Source organism: Microcoleus sp. B6-A1 (genome assembly GCF_036705085.1).
Classification (GTDB): Bacteria; Cyanobacteriota; Cyanobacteriia; order Cyanobacteriales; family Microcoleaceae; genus Microcoleus.
In genome coordinates this window covers 35,833-49,014 of sequence record NZ_JAUBTU010000001.1, presented here as the reverse complement: position 1 = coordinate 49,014, position 13,182 = coordinate 35,833, and the positions used below count along the sequence as shown (strand labels likewise).

The window sequence follows — 13,182 nt, the reverse complement described above, 5'->3', positions numbered from 1 at the left end:
AGGCTAGGGGGATCTCTGGGATTGTGGGTAAAGCATAGTTTTTTAGGGGCGGGGCTTGATGTTAATTGAAATTATAAGTAGGTAAGCGGGATTAAACCGAGCTATGTAACAATATGTAAACAGGCCTAACTTAGCCACGCTTAGGGTTAAGGATACTTTACAATCCTTAACATAAGTGTGTTTTACAGTGCCTACCTACTTACTAGATTTACAAAATTACGAAAGTGCTTTAATCTTTAAACAGTGAGGATTAAATGCTACCTAAAAAAACTTCATGATTAGAAAAACCGTTCATAGGTTCATCACGTTAGTATTAGCAGGATTTCTATGGGCGATTAGTGGCGAGTGCTGGACATCGCGAACTTTAGCACAAATCCATCCTCATGTTTTTTATGTTGCACCAAATGGCAGTGATACAAATAACGGTTCACTTGAGCATCCTTGGTCAACAATTAATCACGCAGCGTCGGTATTAAAAGCTGGTGAAACAGTTTATATTCGGGCTGGAAATTATCGCCTCACCGAACAAATTCAAGCTAAAAATTCAGGGACAGAAAAGGCTTGGATTACTTATCGAGCCTATCCTGAAGAACGAGTTATTATTGATGCGGATGCAGTTAAAGTAGAGCCTCCCTCTGGTAAGAAATCCCATTATCCTCACGATCAAGGTGCATTTTTGTTACAAAATGTTAGTTATATTCAAGTCGAAGATTTAGAAGTTATTAATTCTCATAATTCTGGGATTACAGTTAGAAAGAGCCATTTTATTAACCTTTATAATAATAAAACAGAAAATACGTTTTCTCCAGGTATTGGTGTTTGGTGGGGCGATCACTATAAAGTAATGGGAAATACGGTTATTAATGCAAACGACATGAAGATGGCTGACTTTTTAAATGATTTCCCAGAAGCTCCCCATGAAGCAATTTCAATCGGTGGGGTTGAAGATTTTGAAGTTGCTTATAACTTAGTTAAGGATGGGAAAAAAGAAGGGATTGATGTTAAAGAAAAGAGTAAATATGGAACCGTCCATCATAACTATATTCACCACATGGCACGACAAGGATTATATGTGGATAGCTGGTTTGGAGTCTTAGAAGATGTTGAGGTCTTTAATAATGTTGTTCATGATTGTAATGGGGCAGGGTTTGCTTTATCAGTAGAAGGAGGTTCAGAAGCAAAAAATATTCGATTTCACCATAACTTAATTTATGATAACTGGGGAACCGGAATTCTCTTTGCCCGATGGGGAAATGATGGGTTACGGCATAATATTAAAATTTATAATAATACGGTTCATCATAATGGTTATGGTAAACCGAACCCAGGAGATAGCTTTTTTTGGATTACGGGAGGGTTATATTTATTTTCTAATAATCTTCAAAATGTTGAAATCAAGAATAATATTTTTAGCAAGAATAGGGGATTTCAAATCGGTTATAGCGATCGCTATTTGGCGGCTAACTCTGACACCGAAAATATTTTTAGTCAAAAAGATATTGAGATTAGCCAGAACTTAATCTTTGGAGAAAATAACACCACCCGTCCGATTTATGCTGGATGGCTTCCTGATAACTATGCGAATATCTATGGAACTAATGGAATTGCTGCCGTCAGAGAAGAACCTCAATTTATTAATCCTGAAGAAGGGAATTTTTACTTAAAATCTCCGGTCAGTAACCCAACCCCATTAACTGCTAATTCTCAAACATCTCAGATGAGAGTGGGAGCTTTTCCCAATGGAGAAAAACCCGATTTTTGGTGGCAGGGTAAGTTTCCACCTCAATTTCCTGATTTACCCCAATAAACCCTTCATTAAAATAAGTTGTCTCTGTAAGAATTAATTTTTAATAGTTGTATTAAGTACCTAAACAAAATTAATTACACAACTCAATAATAATGATTTAAGTAGGTAAGCGGGATTAAACCGAGCTCTGTAACAATATGTAAACATGGCTAACTTAGCCACGCTTAGGGCTAAGGATACTTTACAATCCTTGACATAATTGTGTTTTACAGCGCCTACCTACTTAGCTACTTATTAAATTTACTGTTAACTAAGGCAAATTCTACTCCCTTGAGAGACAAAATTATGCATCTATAACTTTGAACCAAACTATAAAGTTATTTTGCCCCTTGGCAATTAGGTAGGCGCTAAAATGTGGCACTTAGAAGACGAATATTGTCAAATTTTGCCAACTGCTGCTTGAGGTTGGGCCTGAATCCACGAGCCAAAGCTCGATCGCACTCCCTGCAACCTCGATCGAGATTCTCGCCCCATAGCCCAATTGTAAAGTTTTGTGACAATTTTTATTTGGTAGCTTTAGATACAGAATTGTCTGTTATAGTGATAGAAGAGAAGAAAAAACAAGCCCAACATTAATCTAAAGAATACGGAGGAACCGCATATGTCTACCGAAAATCAAGCTCGCTCTCTGATGATGCGCCACCACCAACTTGTGAAGAACCGTCAGCAATCCATGCTCAACCGCACCGCCACCGAAGTCGGGATGGAAGATACGCACTACTGGGGTCACATTCAAGGCAAACCGCAGCCCAGCTTTCAAGCCAGTTACGATCGCAGCAACGCCACTATGAGCTAGGGCAAACTCAATTTCGACAATTGTCTACGAAGTTATTACCTATAATTTGGAGAAATCAGTTATGTCCACTCAAGAACAAGCCCGCAACCTGATGATGCGCCATCAACACGTCGTCAAAAACCGTCAGGAATCCATGCTGAGCCGTGTGGCTGCTGAAGTTGGTTTAGATGCTGGTTCTCCAGCGAGTATCGATCGCAAATAACTCCTTTTTTCAACGGCGAGATAGTTGAATCGAGTTTGTTGTTTGCCAGTTAAAAATTAATAATGTCAATTACAAAACCGTCGCGACTTCTTCTTGAGTTCTAACTCTAGATTGGAAGCCGCGATTAGTTTTATGGGGAATTGGGAATTGGGAATGGGGAATGGGAAATTGGGTTCAAAAGAATCTAAAATCTAAAATCGTTCGACTGAGCGCTCACGCCGAAGTCTAAAATCTAAAATCTAAAATCTAAAATCTAAAATGGTATAATCCCCTTTCAGCAGATTGAAGGCTACTAGGGAGGTCATGATGTCGGACTGGAAAGAAATTGACGGCGGAGTTACAGCACCCAGAGGGTATCGAGCATCGGGAATTACAGCGGGTTTGAAGCCTTCAGGCTTGCCAGATTTAAGTTTAATTTTGTCAGAGGTGGACGCGATCGCCGCCGGAGTCTTCACAACCTCCACTGTCCGGGCCGCTTGCGTGGACTACTGCCGCCAGCGTTTGCAAGCTAAACCCAGCGCGAAAGCAATTTTGTGCAATGCGGGACAAGCTAATGCTGCTACTGGCGAACAAGGTTTGGCAGATGCCCTCGAAAGTGCCAAATTGTTGGGAGAAGCGCTGAATATTCCTCCAGAATCTATTCTTTTGGCCTCCACTGGCGTCATCGGACAGCGGATAAAAATGGAGCCGCTGAGGGCGGGAATTCCCCGATTAGTTGCTGAGGCATCGGAAACTGGTTCCGATGCGGCGGCTAAGGCTATTTGTACGACTGATTTAGTGCCGAAAACGATCGCCCTGGAAACCATGTTTGGCGATCGACCCGTCCGCATCGGCGGCATTTGCAAAGGTTCGGGAATGATTCACCCGAATATGGCAACAATGCTGGCATTTGTAACTTGCGATGCAGCAGTGTCATCGCATTTGTGGCAAGAAATGGTGAGTCGGGCGGCTAACAGAAGTTTCAATCAAATTACTGTTGACGGCGATACCAGTACCAACGACTCGCTAATTGCTTTGGCAAACGGCCAATCCCGCACGCCCGCAATTACAGAAATGGGGGCGGATGCTGAAAAATTAGAAGCGATGCTGACAGAAGTTTGCGTGCATTTAGCAAAGGCGATCGCCCGTGACGGCGAAGGTGCAACTTGTTTGGTGGAAGTGCAAGTTAGCGGCGCGCTGGATGAAGTTTCTGCGAGTAAAATTGCCAAAACAATTGTCGGTTCTTCTTTGGTGAAAGCTGCTATTTTCGGACGCGATCCGAATTGGGGCAGAATTGCGGCGGCGGCTGGGCGCGCTGGTGTCGCTTTCGATCAAGAGAATTTGCGGATTCAATTGGGGGATTTTTTGATGATGGAAAACGGACAACCTAAAGAGTTCGATCGCGCTGCTGCAAGTAATTATATGAAAGCGGCTGCTGAGGGGGAATATTTGAAGGCTGATACGGTTGTAATTCAGGTTAGTGTCGGGAATGGTAGCGGTTTTGCGAAAGCTTGGGGATGCGATTTGAGTTACGACTACGTGAAGATTAATGCGGAGTATACGACTTAAATAAGTCCAGGCGGTTACAAGTCCGGGCGGTTAGAAACCGCGCCTACACAAACAAAACCAGACGAGAGAAAGTTGAAGGCAAATTTCACACAATTTAAACTCAACTTCCCCCCGTGGGGGGAAATTTAAAAATTTGAAACCTTTACTCACCGAGTTAACCTCAGCTTTTTTGCTCCTCATTTTAAAATCGCTGAAGCCCTTACCAAGATAAGCTTTTTATGATTTTAACAAAAGAGCGCTAAAAATCTTATTCAGACTAAGTTTCAAGACTTTTTTAGCTTATTATTAATAAGTCTAATATAAAGTTTGAAAACACGCCCTAACCAAAACTATCGGAGACAAACACATAGCCGCCGCCATATCCAACATTATCATCCACTAATATTAAGCCCTCGTTACCCTGCGGATCGCCACTCTGAGCAAGTCCATAATTGACCACGCGCAACAACCGCTGCGGCGTAAACGATTCTAATTCCACAAAATTGCCTGCCTCCAGCCACGCTAGTTCTTCTGCTGTTAAACCTTGCCTTACGGCATCGGGTAGTTGACGGGCTGTTTGTGCCATTGTTTGAGATTGCTGCACAAACATATCGCGGGTTGCTAAGATTTGACGGGGAGAAATTCCCAAATCAAAAATTGTCACCGCTTGATTCGCAAACCAGTTTGGATTAGTTCGCAGTTGATTTACCAAGCGAACTCCTGCAGGGCTCGCATTGTGCAGCGCATAAACTTTCAAATCGGCATTGCGCCGCAGCATTTCAATCACGGTACTGAAGATGCTTTGGGGATAGCCACTAATACTAAGAATCGCGCAGTTGTTTTCAAAATGGACGTTGTTGGCAATTAGGAATTGAGCTATTTCGTCACTGTCACAGATAATTGCGCGATCGAAGCTGTAGGCGCTGACTTCGCGATCGATGGTGGCGGGTAAAGCTTCTTGACGAGGTGCAGGGAGCAGTTTTTCTAATGTGCCGTTCACTGTTTGCCAGTCTCGCAGCCATTTATCGCTCTGCGCTTGATTAACGATAAATATTTCACCCGTTATCTGTTGACGATTTTTTTGTGAAATGCTGAGCCAGTAGGAAAATAGTCCTAGTGCAGAGGCTGCGATGTATCCTGGAAAATAATTAAATATCAAGCTTCCTGAAATCCCTGTTACTAAAATAATTATTCCTAAAGTTTGTAAATTTGTGGCATTAACTTTTCTGCTGCGAACACTTTGCTCGGTAGATTGGCTGTTCGCGAAAAATCCCCGAATCCAAATAATATTGAAAACTGTCCACACTATCAAAAATCCCGCAGTGTCAGAAAAGATAGAGCTAATGAATATACCGCCAAAGTTTACCAGGAAAAAGCTCTGGACTAAATATGCTAAAATCCAGTTCCAGAGGTTAGATGAGGTGCGATTTTTTAGCCGTTGATCTATCAAATACAAAAACTGTTTGGGCGTAAAAAATAACATATTCTGGCTGGAAATATCTTCGATCGCATTTTTGAAAAAGGGATCGGTGAATGCCAACTTTTTATCAGTGACGGTAGTGGGTTCAAACACAAACGGATGGTTGCACCGTTTACAGCGACCTGAGTTGCTTGTACGATCGCGCAAATTGTTATCGGTATTACACTGGACGCATTTCATTCCCATTTGGGTTACTCCTGATTGATTTAATGGATTTATATCGTTGACGGTTGTTTTGGAATGGTTTTACCGCAGAGGGCGCAGAGGGCGCAGAGGAAGAGAAGAGAGATAACTTCGTTACAACTGATATCTTGCACCATTGTCAGCAACAGGCTTTTCGGCCTGTTCCACAATAGAATTTATTTATTTTGGAACAGGCATCTTGCGTGATCTGAGTCTTTTATAAACGGGCTCTCCGGCCCGTTCCACAAGAGAATTTATTTATTGTGGAACAGGCATCTTGCCTGTTCTTGAGAATGGTGTAACATCTCAGGTTTAAAAGATTTGCCCGTTTAACAAGATAGAATAGTCTTCTCGCTGTCGAATTAATCGATCGCCCTTAGCATCAATCAACACCTCAGCAGGGCGGGGGCGGTGCAGAAAATGCGACGACATCGCATAGCCGTAAGCCCCGCTATCCAAAATCGCGATCGCATCTCCAATTTTGAGTTTCGGTAGCCAACAGTTGCGCCCCAAATAATCCCGCGAATAAGTTGTGTTGCCGCAAATATCCGTTTCATGTCGCGATACATCGTCGGTTTCCCAAGTTGCGATCGCCCGATAGCCACCGTGCACCGCAGGCACGGATAGATTTGATACAGTCGTATCCACCCCGACAATTTGCCGCGCGCCCAACCACTTCACCGACACAACTTTCGCAAGCAAAACGCCACAACCTGCGATCGCCGATCGTCCCGGTTCAATCACCAACTCGATCGGGCGAGATAGCGCACTCAATCGTTCAGTAATCGCCGCACCAAACTCCCGCCAGTCAAACACCGCACCGCCTCGATAGGGATAGCCAAAACCACCGCCAAAATCAAGGGTTCGCCAATCTGGCAACTGTTGGGCGATCGCAATTAGCCGATCGATCGCCTGCGTAAAAGCACTCGTGGCGTTAGTTCCAGTCCCCCGATAAAAATGCAATCCGGTAATCCTCAACCCCTGCTGCTGCGCTATTTCGTTGGCTTTCTCGAATTCGGCGGGACGCACTCCAATCCGACTGTCTCCCGTCAATTCCGGTGAGTTGAGGCGCAGTCCGATTTCGGCAGGGATTGATCGCGGTTGACTCGCGGAATATTCGCATAAATCCTGGAGTTGCGACAGACTATCGAAGTTAAATCGATCGATCTTCCATTCAATCAATTGCTGAATATCCGCCCTGTTGAGGTTACTGCCCGTATAGACAATGCGATCGCTCGTAAAACCCGCTTTCAGCCCCAAAAAAACATCCCCCGGTGTATTCGCGTGTAGCCCCCAACCAGCCTGCTGAATCAATTGCAACAGAGCAATATTGCCGTTGGTGACGCTAGCAAAATGAAACTGAACGTGCGGATAGTTGATCGATCGCGTAATATGCTCAAGGGTTTCATGGAGGATCTCGGCCTGATACACATATAAGGGCGAACCATAAGTTGACAAAAGTCGCTTAGCCATTGCTTCGGAGAACGGCGGCGAATGTATTTTGGTTTCATTCTGTAGCAAAGATTCAGTCATATAGAAGAAGTTCGGCAACGGATTATTTAACGGATGTAACGGATGTTTGGCAACGGATTTTGTAAGGGATTTAACGGATGTTTGGAACAAGGAAGATTGTAAAATCAACTGTCAACTGTCAACTGTCAACTGTCAACTGTCTTCGATATTTCCAAATGCGTTGTCCGATCGCCGGTGGCAACCAAAACACATGATCCAGCGATCGCTTGCCCGGAATTTCGCCTAAAACCTCGGTTCGCCATGCCTGCCACATCAGCAGCAGCCAGAGATTATTGCCAATATAGCGATCGCGCATAGCAACTCCGAGTTGTCCCGATAACATCGAGTCAGCCAAATGGGGCTGCCAGCAATTTTGCGATCGCAACAGATTCGGATTCAGCCGATCGCCGATCGCAGCCCAAAACTCCCGGTAATACCAAACCTTCAACGGGACTCCCATCCCGCGCTTTTCCCGCCAGACAATTTCCGGCGGCAGCCAGCGTTCGGAGGCTTTTTTAAGGATGTATTTTTCGCACGCACCTTGCAGTAGCAGCTCGCCAGGGAGTTGAAACGTCCATGCTGTGAGGTCGGGGTCGCAGAAGGGCGATCGCACCCACAAACCGCAAGCAAACGCCAATGCCGTTGCCCTCGGCTGAATATTTTGGGCACCTTTGAGCATCAGTGAAGCCCGCCGCAGCCTCGCTAGCAGGGAAGGACAGGTTTCGGGATCGATCGCGTCTTGCAGGTAAACGCTCAAATCGTGAGACTGGATGCGATCGAGCATTTCTGGCGAAAAAATCTGTTTTTCATAACCATAAAATCGCTGAAACGTCCGCAAATACTGCTGTTCAAAGGTTTCTACTCCGGCGGGATGTTCTGCACTGTAAACTCCGTGTGCAATCAAAGGCTTGTTTGTCCATCCAGCAAATAGCTGATCGCCATTCTCGCCATTGAATACAACTCGCACGTCTTGCGCCGCCGCCTGTTTGAGCAAAAACAGTGCAGCCGTCGTGCCGTCTCCATAGGGTAAATCGAGGGCTTTGGCGGTTGGCTCGATCGCCCGCAACACTGCATCGCCCGTCGCCACCACTCGGATCAGCGGAATCTGGAAAAAGTCCGCCACCTGTTGGGCGTAGGGGAGTTCGGAATAGGCTTCGACACCAAAATCGAGGGCATAGGCGCGCACCTGCAAGCCTGCTTTCACTAGCAGCGCCGTCACCAGGGAAGAATCGATGCCACCGGAGAGTAAAACGCCCACGGGTTCGTCGATCGGCAAATCGGCCACTTGTCGATCGATCGCCTGTTGCAACAGCCCTTGCAATTGTGCGATCGCCTCATCCTCACGGCGCAGTAGTTGGGGCGCTTCTTGCCAAGCCGATTGCAGCGATCGCACTTTCGGCCGATCCTTAACATCGGCGATTTCCCAAATTATCTCGGTTCCGGCTGCTACGGATGCAATTTGCTCGATCGCAGTTAACGGTGTGGGCACGTAGGAAAAGCAAGCATAGCTGTGGAGGGCGATCGGGCTAATTTGAGGGGAAGCAATCAGCGTTAGCAGCAATTGCATCCGCGTCGAAAACCAAATAGTTTCTCCCAACTGCATCCAGTACAACGGCACTCGCCCAAACGGATCGCGCCCCAGCCGTAGGTGTCCCGCTTCCACCGCCGCCCAAGCATCTCCCGGAAAATCGGTTGGCCCAAATCGCCCGCAAGCATTCAGCGTCACTGTGTCAGCCGTGAGTAGAGATGCAGAGGCGATCGCCCATTCGGATAATTTGCCCTGCCGAATGCAGTAGTCTGGGGCTAAACGGCTGAGCGTTTTTGTGCGATCGTCCAGTCCCCAATAGCCGATAAAATGTGAAGGTTTGTCGATCGCACCCATCTATTTCACCGTGAAAGGTTCACTGCTGATGACGCGCCCATCCAGGGACATCCGAACTTCCCATTTGCCTGGGGCTGCAGCAGATCCGAGATCGTAAAAGCAGTGGGTATTCCAAACCGCAGTATTGATGGTGCGAGTTTGATACCTGCCCTGATGCACAGTTTGACCGCTAGAATTAATCCAGTCGCATTGTAAAGACAACTCACGACCGATCGGAGCATTTTGCAACGTCACCTGGTAGTAAACGCGGGGATTGATTTGACGGTTGACTTGAGTAAGGCTGTCACCGCCCTTTTGAGATAGGGCAATTCGGTCTTCTCCTCCCACAACTTGAGCAGTTTTTTGTTGCTGATTTTGCCCGAACAGTACACCTATACCGATCGCAGAAATGACAACAACTGTCGAGGCGATCGCGATCCAGCGGTTGCGTCGCTGCTGTTTTTCTAGGACTTCGCGGCGGCGCATTTGGGCGATCGCATCTTCTAAAAGCTCATCAGGCAGATTCAACTCCCGTAAAATTTCTCTTACCTGATCTGGGGCCAATTCTAACTCGCGCTGCTGCGATAACTTGTCGATCTCAGCGATCACCTGTGCTAATTGAGTTTGAGTAAGTCGAGGTTCCATAAAGTTTTTTCCAGTTAAAATTAGATATATAAATCACCCCTCTCTTCTCTTCCTCTGCGCCCTCTGCGCTCTCTGTGGTTAAATTATCCATATTATTCAATAAATAGCTCTCAAAGTCAATTCATAAAAATCATAACCTTAACCTCATAAAATTCATATTTATAGTCCTGGACGCATCGGGGCTCATGCAAACCCGGGTTTTTTGTGGGAGTGTGTCTAGGACTGACTTATATAAAATCCAGACTAGGAAACTCTTCTACTTTTTGGGAATCAGTTAAATTCCACTTTCCTGAATCTATTGTTTCCTGCTGGCGATTCAACCAAATTGCGTTTAATCCGGCATTTTTAGCACCACAATAATCTGCTTTGAAGCTGTCGCCGATATGCAACACATTCTCGGCAATGCAGTTGTGCTTTTGCAAAGCTGCGGTAAAAATTTGAGAGTCGGGTTTTGCCGCACCAACTTCGGTAGAAATTGTCACTGATGTGAAATATTCAGCTAAATTTAGTGCTTTTAATACTGCATAAAGTCGCGAATCGAAATTCGATACTACTGCTAATTCAATCCCTTGTTGCTGCCACCTATTTAATGCTGGCAATACGTCGGGATAGACAAACCAAGGTTCGGCGGTGGCAAAATGAGCGTAGAGTTCCACAAAGAATGTGGAAAAGTCTGAGAATTGATTGAAAACGCCTGCTATTTGAAAAGCGTTCGCGCAAACTGCTTGCCACCATTCAAATTCTAGCTGGGGAATTTGGGCTAATTCTTTTCCGGGAAATGCCATCGGATTTGAGTGGGCAAAACTTTGGAAAAATGCTGCATTTAACTCTTCGTTAGAAACAGTTACTCCCCAACTGCGGGCAAATTTTCCGTAGACTTCGCCGACGCTGCCACGCACGTCAAATAGCGTCCCTGCGGCATCGAGAAAAATAATTTTGGTCATTTGAGAAGAAAAAGGGAAGAGGAAAGAGGACTTATCGCACATCCGGTTGCATCGGAATGATTTAACCACAGAGGACACAGAGAGCACAGAGGAAAAGAAGAGAAGAGAAGAGAAGAGAGATTTGAGTAATTCCTTCTTTGTTCTTCCTTTTTCCTTCTTCCTTCTAATTAGTTGTTTGCGGATTTACTACACCGGAATGATTGGCAATGTTGCCTGCAGGTTCAAATCTGCCTCCTAAATACTTGGCTAGGAATTCTTCGGCGATCGCAAAAAAGTGCAGCCGATTTTCTGGCCGCGCAAATCCGTGTCCTTCATCTGTATAAAGCACGTATTCTACAGGTTTGCCGGCTTGCTTCATGGCATTGACAATTTGCTCGCTTTCTGCTTCTTTCACTCGCGGGTCGTTGGCACCTTGGGCGATTAGTAAAGGTTTCTGGATGCGATCGACAAAAGATAAAGGGGAGATCGATTTCAGAAACTCTGGTTCTGTTTCCAAATTGCCGACGCGGTGATACAGACTTGCTTTTCTCGGTTCCCAGTAAGGGGGAATAGTTTGCAGCAGTGTAATCAAATTGCTTGGCCCGACAATATCGACGGCGCAGGCAAAAACATCGGGACTAAAAGTCAATCCGACTAAGGCGGCATAACCACCGTAGGAACCGCCCATAATTGCAATTTTATCCTGTAGGGCAATTCCTGTTTCTACCAGCCAATTTACCCCATCTAGCAAGTCGTCGTGCATTTTAGCGGCCCATTCGCGATTGCCGGCATTGAGAAAGGCTTTGCCGTAGCCGGTGGAACCGCGAAAATTGATTTGCAAAACGGCGTAACCCCGGTTTGCCAGCCATTGGGCTTGTGGGTTGTAACCCCAGGTATCGCGTGCCCAGGGGCCACCGTGAACTAGCAAGACGGCAGGTACTGGTGTGGCGACACCAACCGGTTTTGTCAGGTAGCCGTGAATGGTTAAACCATCTCTTGCGGTGTAAGAAATGGGTTCCATTGATGATAGTGGTAGCCCTTCGAGTTTGGGTTGGTTGCTGAACAGAAAGGTGAAAGTTTTGGAAGTGCGATCGTACACATAGTAGTAAACTGGACCGTCGTCTGTCCTGTAAGCGATTAGCCAAGTAGTGTCGGCGAGGTTGCGGCTGGTAATGGAGAATTCGCCGGGACGGAATTTGCCGAGATGCTCAAAATCCTCTGCTATGCTTTGGTCTAAAATCCGCCACTCTTGCTTGTCCTTGTAGAAGGAAACCGCCTGAATCTCTCGCTTGGTGGGGTGTACGACAATATCCCCGACATCGTATTCTGGATCAGAGGCGAGATCAGTTTCTTGCTTGGTTTCCAAATCTAGCGCGATCAAACGTTCCGCGTTAGCATCGTGATCGCCTCGGATGTAGAGAATTTTGCCGTTTTCTGAGAACATGACGGCACCGCCTTCGTCGTCGGGGCCCCAGCTTCGCAGGCTTTCCCAAGACTTGTCCGCAGTTTCCCTCCATAGCAATTCTTTACCGCCCTCGGCAGTTGTGGCTGTGGCCGCCCGCACTTGAAATTGGGCATCAGCAGCCCAATTAACGATGTTTCCTGGGTTGTCGGTGTCGAGTTCAACGGCACCGTTTTGCAGGTTGATGCGGTAAAGATCGTGTTTGCGCCGATCGCTGATGTTGATTCCCACTAATATTTCATTGGGGAAGTTGCGGTTAAAGGCGATCAGATGAGCTCGAACACCTTGAAATGGTGTCAAGTCGCGAACCTGGTTTGACTGGATATTGACTGAGAATAAATGCCATTTTTCATCACCATCAATATCTTGCTGATAAATGAGTTCTTCGCCACTGTAAGTCCACAAAAAGATGCGGATGCCGCGTTTTTTATCTGCTGTCAGTTGGCGATCGTCTGCTTGACCGACGGTACGCAATTGCACTTGCAAGACGTTGTGTTCATCGGGTGCAATGTAGGCGATATACTTGCCGTCGGGTGAAAGTTTGGGGCTAGTTTTTTCGGGGTTTCCAAACAGAATTTCCCGCTCGATTAGCGGTGGAAGTTCTGTTTTTGGCTGTTGAATTGTAGGAGTTTGCATTTTTTATTGTACCTAATATTTTCTATAGGAACGGGCAAGATGCCCATTCCACAAGAATATTGAATTTTTTGGGAACGGGCAAGATGCCCATTCCACAAGAATATTGAATTTTTTGGGAACGGGCAAGATGCCCATTCCACAAGAATAT

At 45.9% G+C, this 13,182-nt stretch carries 10 protein-coding genes; 4 read left to right on the top strand and 6 right to left on the bottom strand.

The window, feature by feature from the left end; genetic code table 11:
- Positions 1-274 precede the first annotated feature (274 nt).
- From QUB11_RS00150 to argJ, 4 genes are all read left to right on the top strand, one after another.
- Positions 275-1,807, top strand: a complete 1,533-nt coding sequence (locus QUB11_RS00150; RefSeq protein WP_333389379.1) for a right-handed parallel beta-helix repeat-containing protein — start codon at positions 275-277, stop codon at positions 1,805-1,807.
- Positions 1,808-2,408: 601 nt separating this feature from the next.
- Positions 2,409-2,603 (top strand): hypothetical protein, encoded by a 195-nt coding sequence (locus QUB11_RS00145; RefSeq protein ID WP_006631905.1) that lies wholly within the window; start codon positions 2,409-2,411, stop codon positions 2,601-2,603.
- 61 nt (positions 2,604-2,664) lie between these two features.
- Positions 2,665-2,805 (top strand): hypothetical protein, encoded by a 141-nt coding sequence (locus QUB11_RS00140; protein WP_015176121.1) that lies wholly within the window; start codon positions 2,665-2,667, stop codon positions 2,803-2,805.
- A gap of 306 nt (positions 2,806-3,111) precedes the next feature.
- On the top strand, positions 3,112-4,353 hold the full coding sequence (gene argJ, locus QUB11_RS00135) for a bifunctional ornithine acetyltransferase/N-acetylglutamate synthase (RefSeq protein ID WP_333103192.1): 1,242 nt from the start codon (positions 3,112-3,114) through the stop codon (positions 4,351-4,353).
- 319 nt (positions 4,354-4,672) lie between these two features.
- Here argJ and QUB11_RS00130 read toward each other — a convergent pair whose 3' ends face one another.
- The 6 genes from QUB11_RS00130 to QUB11_RS00105 form a co-directional block, all read right to left on the bottom strand.
- Positions 4,673-5,992: a hypothetical protein gene (locus tag QUB11_RS00130; protein WP_333257210.1), complete on the bottom strand. Its 1,320-nt coding sequence runs from the start codon at positions 5,990-5,992 to the stop codon at positions 4,673-4,675.
- 315 nt (positions 5,993-6,307) lie between these two features.
- A complete protein-coding gene (locus QUB11_RS00125; protein WP_333205754.1) occupies positions 6,308-7,528 on the bottom strand; it encodes an alanine racemase in 1,221 nt (406 codons plus the stop codon).
- A 118-nt stretch (positions 7,529-7,646) separates the two neighbouring features.
- Positions 7,647-9,389 (bottom strand): asparagine synthetase B family protein, encoded by a 1,743-nt coding sequence (locus QUB11_RS00120; protein WP_333205753.1) that lies wholly within the window; start codon positions 9,387-9,389, stop codon positions 7,647-7,649.
- Positions 9,390-10,013, bottom strand: a complete 624-nt coding sequence (locus tag QUB11_RS00115) for a DUF3859 domain-containing protein (protein ID WP_333205752.1) — start codon at positions 10,011-10,013, stop codon at positions 9,390-9,392. It lies immediately after the preceding gene.
- Positions 10,014-10,240: 227 nt separating this feature from the next.
- Positions 10,241-10,957, bottom strand: coding sequence for an HAD-IA family hydrolase (locus tag QUB11_RS00110; protein ID WP_333205751.1), 717 nt, complete (start codon positions 10,955-10,957; stop codon positions 10,241-10,243).
- Between the two features lie 163 nt (positions 10,958-11,120).
- Positions 11,121-13,034, bottom strand: a complete 1,914-nt coding sequence (locus tag QUB11_RS00105; protein WP_333205750.1) for a S9 family peptidase — start codon at positions 13,032-13,034, stop codon at positions 11,121-11,123.
- Positions 13,035-13,182: the final 148 nt, after the last annotated feature.

What these genes read in the sequence shown, in the direction of transcription:
- argJ (WP_333103192.1), top strand. Translation starts at nt 3,112, where the DNA reads ATGTCGGACTGGAAAGAAATTGACGGCGGAGTTACAGCACCCAGAGGG.
- QUB11_RS00105 (WP_333205750.1), bottom strand. Translation starts at nt 13,034, where the DNA reads ATGCAAACTCCTACAATTCAACAGCCAAAAACAGAACTTCCACCGCTA.
- QUB11_RS00125 (WP_333205754.1), bottom strand. Translation starts at nt 7,528, where the DNA reads ATGACTGAATCTTTGCTACAGAATGAAACCAAAATACATTCGCCGCCG.
- QUB11_RS00150 (WP_333389379.1), top strand. Translation starts at nt 275, where the DNA reads ATGATTAGAAAAACCGTTCATAGGTTCATCACGTTAGTATTAGCAGGA.
- QUB11_RS00115 (WP_333205752.1), bottom strand. Translation starts at nt 10,013, where the DNA reads ATGGAACCTCGACTTACTCAAACTCAATTAGCACAGGTGATCGCTGAG.
- QUB11_RS00145 (WP_006631905.1), top strand. Translation starts at nt 2,409, where the DNA reads ATGTCTACCGAAAATCAAGCTCGCTCTCTGATGATGCGCCACCACCAA.
- QUB11_RS00120 (WP_333205753.1), bottom strand. Translation starts at nt 9,389, where the DNA reads ATGGGTGCGATCGACAAACCTTCACATTTTATCGGCTATTGGGGACTG.
- QUB11_RS00130 (WP_333257210.1), bottom strand. Translation starts at nt 5,992, where the DNA reads ATGAAATGCGTCCAGTGTAATACCGATAACAATTTGCGCGATCGTACA.
- QUB11_RS00110 (WP_333205751.1), bottom strand. Translation starts at nt 10,957, where the DNA reads ATGACCAAAATTATTTTTCTCGATGCCGCAGGGACGCTATTTGACGTG.
- QUB11_RS00140 (WP_015176121.1), top strand. Translation starts at nt 2,665, where the DNA reads ATGTCCACTCAAGAACAAGCCCGCAACCTGATGATGCGCCATCAACAC.